Origin of the sequence: Streptomyces sp. NPDC020422 (genome assembly GCF_044386705.1) — a bacterium.
Lineage (GTDB): Bacteria > Actinomycetota > Actinomycetes > Streptomycetales > Streptomycetaceae > Streptomyces.
The window spans coordinates 215,492-222,729 of sequence record NZ_JBIRVJ010000013.1 but is presented as its reverse complement, the minus strand read 5'-3'; the positions used below and the strand labels follow the sequence as shown (position 1 = coordinate 222,729).

At 75.3% G+C, this 7,238-nt stretch carries 7 protein-coding genes; 5 read left to right on the top strand and 2 right to left on the bottom strand.

What is annotated here, in order from left to right:
* A partial coding sequence (locus ACH414_RS30860) for a response regulator transcription factor (RefSeq protein ID WP_398944310.1) occupies positions 1–204 on the bottom strand: 204 nt, incomplete at its 3' end.
* 42 nt (positions 205–246) lie between these two features.
* The gene (locus tag ACH414_RS30855; protein WP_382541359.1) at positions 247–1,209 is read right to left on the bottom strand and encodes a GlxA family transcriptional regulator; all 963 of its coding nucleotides are present in this window, start codon (positions 1,207–1,209) and stop codon (positions 247–249) included.
* Between the two features lie 103 nt (positions 1,210–1,312).
* Between ACH414_RS30855 and ACH414_RS30850 the strand changes: the two genes are divergently transcribed.
* The 5 genes from ACH414_RS30850 (at position 1,313) to ACH414_RS30830 (ending at position 7,216) form a co-directional block, all read left to right on the top strand.
* Positions 1,313–1,954 (top strand): MBL fold metallo-hydrolase, encoded by a 642-nt coding sequence (locus tag ACH414_RS30850; RefSeq protein WP_382541356.1) that lies wholly within the window; start codon positions 1,313–1,315, stop codon positions 1,952–1,954.
* Positions 1,955–2,060: 106 nt separating this feature from the next.
* Entirely contained in the window at positions 2,061–3,326 is a 1,266-nt protein-coding gene (locus ACH414_RS30845; RefSeq protein WP_398944308.1) for a hypothetical protein, read from the top strand.
* 51 nt (positions 3,327–3,377) lie between these two features.
* A complete protein-coding gene (locus ACH414_RS30840) occupies positions 3,378–3,833 on the top strand; it encodes a hypothetical protein (RefSeq protein WP_386568879.1) in 456 nt (151 codons plus the stop codon).
* Positions 3,834–3,872: 39 nt separating this feature from the next.
* A complete protein-coding gene (locus ACH414_RS30835; RefSeq protein WP_386568881.1) occupies positions 3,873–4,820 on the top strand; it encodes an oxygenase MpaB family protein in 948 nt (315 codons plus the stop codon).
* Entirely contained in the window at positions 4,799–7,216 is a 2,418-nt protein-coding gene (locus tag ACH414_RS30830; RefSeq protein ID WP_398944306.1) for a tetratricopeptide repeat protein, read from the top strand. Before ACH414_RS30835 ends, ACH414_RS30830 begins: the two co-directional genes overlap by 22 nt.
* Positions 7,217–7,238 lie beyond the last annotated feature (22 nt).

The window sequence follows — 7,238 nt, the reverse complement described above, 5'->3', positions numbered from 1 at the left end:
GTCGCCGTCGGGCAGCCGCACGTCGAGCACGGCCACGTCCGGCCGCAGGGCGGGGCCCCGGGCGAGCGCCTGCTCGGCCGTCGCGGCCTCGCCGACCACCGTCATGTCGGCCTCGTCGTCGATCAGGTCGCGCAGCCCCCGGCGCACGACCTCGTGATCGTCCACGAGGAAGACCCGGGTGGCGGGTACGGGAGCCTCGGTCATGCCTCGATTGTCCTGCCATCCGGGGCGGGCCGCCCTCGGCGGCTACGACGGCGTGCGGGCGAAGGAGCGCCGGTACGTGCGCGGCGGCACCCCGCGGCGGCGTACGAACTGCTCGCGCAGCACCGCCGCGCTGCCGTAGCCGACCCGGCGCGCGACCTCCTCGACGGGCAGGTCCGTGGTCTCCAGGAGCTCCTCCGCGCCGCTCAGCCGCAGCTCCCGCAGCCAGGCGTGCGGGGTGGTGCCGGTCGCGGCGGTGAAGCGTCGGATGAAGGAGCGCTTGCTCATCATGGCGCGCCGGGCCAGTTCCGCGACGGGCATCGGCTCGTGCAGATGGGCCCGGGCCCAGCCGAGGACCTCGGCGAGCCGCTCGTCCTGGCCGTCCTCGGGCACCGGCACGGCCAGGTACTGGGCCTGCCCGCCGGCACGGTGCGAGGGCAGCACCATGTCCCGGGAGACGGCGTTGGCGAGGGCCGCCCCGTGCTCGCGGCGCAGCAGGTGCAGGCACAGGTCGAACCCGGCCGCCGCGCCCGCGCCCGTGACGATCCGTCCCTGGTCCACGTAGAGCGCGTCGGGTTCGACGTCGACCGACGGGTGCCGGCTTGCGAGCAGTTCGGCGAACCGCCAGTGCGTGGTGGCCCGGCGCCCGTCCAGGAGACCGGCGGCCGCGAGCGCGAACGTGCCGACGCAGTGCGCGGCGACCAGCGCCCCGCCCGCGTACGCCGCCGACAGCGCCTCGCGCACCTCGGGTGCCGGGGGCGTGCGGAACCCGGCCCCGGGCAGGGCGATCACCAGATCCGCGGCGGCCAGCCGGTCGAGGCCGCCGCCGACGGCCAGCGGCACCCCGCAGTCGGTGGGCACGGGACGGTCGGGGCGGTCGGTGCAGAGGGTGAAGTCGAAGCCGGGGAACTCCTTCCCGTGCGGACCGAACACCTCGGCGACGATGCCGACGGCCAGCATGCCGACGCCCGGCGGGGCGTACGCGGCGACGGTGCGAAAGGGCGGCATCCGCGCAGTCTGGCACAGGGGCGGAGCCGCTTGGCACATATCCTGCGATCGCTGTCATCCGTGCCACTCGTGGGCGTCGAAGCCGGTCGGCATGATCATCGTCATGACGCACACGACGCCTGACACGCACCCCGCCGCCACCGCTTCCGCGAGCGAGACCGCCACCCTCGGCCGCACCGCCGTCTACACGGTCCTGACCACCGGCTACACCCTCTCCACCGGCCCCGGCGTCGCCGCCACCGTCTCCTATGTCTCCGACGGCGACCGGCACGTCGTCGTCGACCCCGGCATGGTCGCGAGCCGCGACCGCATCCTCGGTCCGCTCGCCGAACTCGGCCTCGGCCCCGACGACATCACCGATGTCGTGCTCAGCCACCACCACCCCGACAACACCATGAACGTCGGCCTCTTCGGCCGGGCCCGGGTGCACGACCACAAGGCGATCTACGCGGCCGACCAGTGGACCGACCGCGACGCCGAGGGCCACGAGATCACCGCGTCCCTCCGCCTGATCCGTACCCCCGGCCACAGCGCCGAGGACATCACGCTCCTCGCGGGCACCGCCGAGGGCGTCGTGGCCTTCGTGGGCGACCTGTGGTGGCGTCCGAACGGCCCGGTCGAGGACCCGGTCGCCCCCGACCGCACTCTTCTGCGCACCTCCCGCGAACGCGTCCTGGCCGCCGCCGACGTCATCGTCCCGGGCCATGGAGGCGCGTTCCCGGCGGACGGCAGCGCCCCTCTCTAGGGCCCGCCCCGCACCCGCCCCGCGCGCACGCCGACGAGAGGGTTTGGCAGACTGACGCGGTTCCGATCACCAGGGACACCCCCAACCACCCCGAGGAGCGGTGTCGTTGAGCATCACCATCGAAGGACAGATAGACATCGCGGGCCCGGTGGGCAAACTGCTCCACCGCCGCCCGCTGAAGAACTCCACGGTCATGCAGTCGTTCGGCATCGAACCGGTGTCCGGCGACGTGTTCGTGCTCCAGATCATGGAGGGCGGCATCCGGCTCTCCGACGAGCCGGCGGCCGTCGACTACGCCACCCGCAAGGCCAACGGAGACCTGTGCCTCACCCGCCTCACCGAGGCCGGCGACATGGTCGGGTACATGTACCTCCGCGGTTTCGGACACGGCGTCAACCTGGGCGTGGAGAACCGCGACGGCACGATCTGGCTGTGGACCGAGACGAGGTCCATGCCGAACACGAAGAACGAGGGCTACGGCGCCGCCGTCACCAGCTTCACCTACGCCAACGGGGACGTCGTCACCTACGGCACCACCCGGCACACCAAGCCGTACACGCCCGATCCGGCGGCCCGCTTCGTCACCCCCACCATCGACCGCAGCGCGAACGAGCTCGTCATCCGTTTCTATCTGAACGGAACGCACTGGGAGCGCTACGACCTCGCCAAGGCGGCGGCCGGCGTGTGGGAGCCGATCCAGCGGCTCACCCCGGCCCTGCCGAGCGCGGTGTTCCAGGGCTACGCCTCCCACGGCGGCGTCCTGTACACGCTGCAGGGCGAGGCCTACTCGGACACCAACCCGCTGCCCGGCAACACCTACCTCACCGCCTTCGAGTGGGCGACCGGCAACCTCCTCGACCGGCAGTTCAGCGCGGCCGCGCCCGGTCTGGAGTGGCGTGAGCCCGAGGGCATGACCGTCGCCGTCCGCGGCGGCGTCCCCTACCTCCACTTCGGCTTCGCCTGCGAGGACCCCGGCCCGCGCACCTGCACCATCGTCTCGCTCTCCGGCGCCCCCGAGACCGACGGGGTCAAGGTCCTCACCGACTGGCAGCCGATCGCCCTCGCCGCCGGTGTGGCGGCCGATCAGAACGCCCCCAAGGGACGTCTGATCAGCATCGCGGGCACCACCACGCTCCAGCTGAGCGGCGGCGTCAAGGGCAACTTCGACGCCGACGTGGTCATCGGCCACCTGCCGGACACCCTGACCCCGAGCGTCACCGCCCGCGCCAACGTGCCGCGCAACAGCAACGGCGGCTACGCCGTCGCCCGCGTCGAGGCCGGGACCGACCGCGAACTGCGCCTGTTCGGCGGGCGCACGACGAACGTCATCACCTGGGCGCAGCTCGACAGCTTCAGCGCCGTCTGGCGCTAGGCCGTGTCCGGCAACTCCCCCCACCACCCGCTTCAAGAGGAGCCCTTCCCCATGTCCCAGAACCGTCGCAGCATCCTCGGCGCCGCCCTCGCCCTGCCCGCCGCCCTCACCGTCGGCGGCCTCGCCACCGCCGCCCCCGCTGCCGCCGCCACCGGCGGCGTCGAGGCCGGCGAGTGGGTCGACCTCGTCCTGGAGACCGTCGCCACCCCGACCGCCGGCGCCACCCCGCAGGTCCGGCTCGTCACGATCGCCGGCACGACCTTCCTGCAGGCCCGCGGCCAGGTCACCGGCAACTTCGCCGCCGACACCAAGATCGCCACGCTGCCGGCCGCCTTCGGCCGCCCCACCTGGTACGTGCGCGCCACCGCCCCCCGCAACAACAGCCAGGGCATCAACGCCTGCCGCTTCGAGATCAACCCGGCCGGCTCGGTCAGCGTCTACGGCGGCAACGCCGGCAACCCCATCACCTGGGTCCAGTTCGACTCGGTGCAGGCGATCTGGCGCTGACCCGTCGACCCCGGGTGCCGGCCCGCCTAGCCTGAGGGCATGCGAGCCACGCGAGCGATGCCGTCCGACGGTACGACGAGCCACGGCGACGCCGACCCGGGGCTCTTCGGGCCGGGGTCCGTCACCTGGCAGCTCCACGGCGACCCGGTGATGTGGATCGGCGGGGTGCGCGCCCTGTACCTGCAGGCCCTGCACCCCGCCGCCATCCGCGGCGTGATGGTCAACAGCGACTTCCGCAGGGACGCCTGGGGCCGGCTCATGCGCACCGCGAGCTTCGTCGGCACGCTCACGTACGGCACCACGGAGGCGGCCGAGGCCGCCGGCGCCCGGGTACGGAAGATCCACCGGCTGCTCGGGGTGGACGACCCCGAGCTGCTGCTCTGGGTGCACTGCGCCGAGATCGACTCGTACCTCCACGTCGTCCGCCGCTCCGGCATCCCGCTCACCGACGCCCAGGCCGACCGGTACGTGGACGAGCAGCGCGTCGCCGCCCGGCTCGTCGGCCTCGACCCCGAGCGGGTGCCCGGCACGGCCGGCGGGCTCCGGCGCTACTTCGACGCCGTCCGCCCGGAGCTCGCCGCGGGCCAGGACGCGCGGACCGTCGACGACTTCCTGCGCGCACCGCCCGTACCACCGGCGCTCGTGCCCGCGCGCGAGGCGGTCTGGCGGCGCGTGGCGGCACTCGCCTACGACGTGCTGCCCCCGTACGCCCACGAGCTGTACGGCAGGCCGGCACCGCCGCCGGAGACCGTGACGCACCGCCTGCGCGCCACGGCCAATCTGCTCCGCTGCCTGCCCGACAAGCTGCGCTGGCGGCTGCCCCCGCGGCACATCCTGCGGGCGATGGACCGGCTCGGCGAGCAGACCCGACCCGCGCCGTACAGTCTGCGGGCCACGGCCGCCATACTGGAGCCGCCGGGCCGGGAGGGGCACGGCCACGGGGCAAACGGGGGCGACAGCACGCGATGGCGGACGACACCAGGCTGATCCAGGGCCGGTACCGGCTGCACGAGGTGATCGGTCGCGGCGGCATGGGCGAGGTGTGGCGGGCCACCGACGAGGCGCTCGGACGGCGCGTCGCCGTCAAGTGCCTCCGGCCGCTCGGGCCGCAGCGCGACCCGGCCTCGCTCACCGTGCTGCGCGAACGCTTCCGGCGCGAGGCGCGGGTCGCGGCCGCGCTCCAGCACCGGGGCATCACCGTCGTCCACGACTTCGGCGAGTCCGAGGGCGTGCTCTTCCTCGTCATGGAGCTCCTCGACGGGCGCAACCTGAGTCAGCTGCTCGGCGACAACGGCAAGGACCCGCTCCCGGTGGCCGAGGTCGTCGACATCGCCGAGCAGGTCGCCGACGCCCTCGCGTACACCCACCGCCAGGGCGTGGTGCACCGCGACCTCAAGCCCGCCAACATCGTGCGTCTCGGCGACGGGGCCGTGAAGATCTGCGACTTCGGGATAGCGCGGTTCGCCGCCGACATCGGCTTCACCTCGCGCCTCACGGGCACCGGCATCGCCATGGGCACCCCGCACTACATGTCGCCGGAACAGATCGGCGGCGGGGGCGAGATCGACCACCGCAGCGACCTGTACTCGCTGGGGTGCGTGCTGTACGAGATCGCCACCGGCGTCCCGCCCTTCGACCTGGAGGACACCTGGGCGGTCCTGGTCGGCCACCGGGACACCCCGCCCGCCCCGCTGCGCAGCCACCGGCCCGAACTCCCGGCCGCCCTCGACCTGCTCGTGCTCGACCTGCTGGCCAAGTCCCCGGAGGCCCGCCCTGCGGACGCCGCGGAGATCCGCACCCGCCTCGCCGCGGGGCGGCCCGCCCCGGTGCGCCCCGCCGCCCTGCCCGCCTGGGCCGGCCGGATGACCACGGGCCGCCCTGCCACGCCCACGTCCGTGGGCCTGCCCACCGCCCCGTACGACGCGGCGGCGGCGCTCACGGGGGAGTGGACCCGGGCGTCGTGGAGCCGCGCCCCGCACCCGACCGGGGCCCTGACCCGTCCCGCATGGCCCGAGGCCGGACAGCCGGCGGCCGAACCGGGCCAGGGCGACCCGGCCGTGACCCCGGGCCGTACCCCCGCCCCGACCCCGCACCGGACCGCCGACCGGGCCCCGGACCGGGCCTCCGTGCCCGACCCGGCGGCGGCCTCCGGCGGCTACCGGGCCTCAGCCGGCCACCCGGCCTCCGCCCAGACCTCGGCCCCCGGCCAGGACCACAGCAGCCTGCCGGGCACGGGCCCGATCCCGCTGCCCGCCGAGGAGCGGGACCCCGTCCCCGCCTCCGAGCTGATCGCCGTGCTCGCCGGGCGGCACCGCGCGGGGCTCGGCCTCGGGCGCCTCGGGCGCTGGGAGGAGGCCGCGGAGGTGCACCGGACCGTCGTACGGGACCGGGGGCACGTGCTCGGGCCCGACCACCCCGAGACGCTCGCCAGCCGGTACGAGCTGGCCTTCGCCCTCGCCAGGTCGGCCCGCCACGCCGACGCCCTCCGCGAGTTCGCCGTGGTCGCCGAGGGGCGCGCCCGGACGCTCGGCACCGACCACGCCGACACCCTCGCCGCGCGCCAGGAGACCGCGTACGTCCTCGGCGGGCTCGACCGCCACGCCGAGGCGCACTCCGTGTACGTCGCGGTGCTGGCCGCGCGCGAGCGGACCATGGGCGCGGAGCACCCCGACACCCTCCGTTGCCGCCACAACCTGGCCTTCACCCTCGGGCGGCTCGGCCGTCTGCCGGAGGCCTACGCGACGGCCCGCGAGGTCGCCGACGCCCGCACCCGACTGCTGGGCGCGGAGCACCCGGACACGCTGGCCACCCGGCACGAGGTGGCGCACCTGCTGGGCCGGCTCGGCCGGTGGGCCGACGCCCTGACCCAGTACGAGGAGGTCGCCGAGGCGCGGGCCGCGGTCCTCGGAGCCGACCACGCCGACACGCTCGCCGCCCGGTACGAGGCGGGCATCTGCCTCGGCCGGCTCGGCCGCGCCGAGGAGGCGGCCGCGCTCTACCGGGAGCTCGCCGAGGCCCGCACCCGGACGGTGGGCCCCGAGCACCCGGAGACGCTGCGGGCGCGCCACGGCCTGGGCGTGAGCCTCGGGCGGCTCGGCCGCTGGACGGACGCCCTGGCCGAGGCGCGCGCGGTGTGCGGGCTGCGTGCCCGGGTCCTCGGGCCCGACCGGCCCGACACGCTCGTCAGCCGCCGTGAGATCGCCATCGCGCTGGGCTGGCTGGGCCGCCACGACGAGGCCCTGGAGGAGTACCGGCGCGTCGCCGAGGCCCGCGCCCGCACCCTCGGCGCCACCCACCCCGACACCCGGGCCGCCCGCGCGGACGAGACCCACTGCCGGGAGCGGCTGGAGCGGATGCGGGGCGGCGCGCACGGAACGCCCTGACGCACCCTGGCCCGGCCGCCCC

Bases quoted from the DNA above. Each gene is read 5' to 3' on its own strand.
- ACH414_RS30855 (WP_382541359.1), bottom strand. From the start codon at position 1,209: ATGCCGCCCTTTCGCACCGTCGCCGCGTACGCCCCGCCGGGCGTCGGC.
- ACH414_RS30850 (WP_382541356.1), top strand. From the start codon at position 1,313: ATGACGCACACGACGCCTGACACGCACCCCGCCGCCACCGCTTCCGCG.
- ACH414_RS30840 (WP_386568879.1), top strand. From the start codon at position 3,378: ATGTCCCAGAACCGTCGCAGCATCCTCGGCGCCGCCCTCGCCCTGCCC.
- ACH414_RS30835 (WP_386568881.1), top strand. From the start codon at position 3,873: ATGCGAGCCACGCGAGCGATGCCGTCCGACGGTACGACGAGCCACGGC.
- ACH414_RS30830 (WP_398944306.1), top strand. From the start codon at position 4,799: ATGGCGGACGACACCAGGCTGATCCAGGGCCGGTACCGGCTGCACGAG.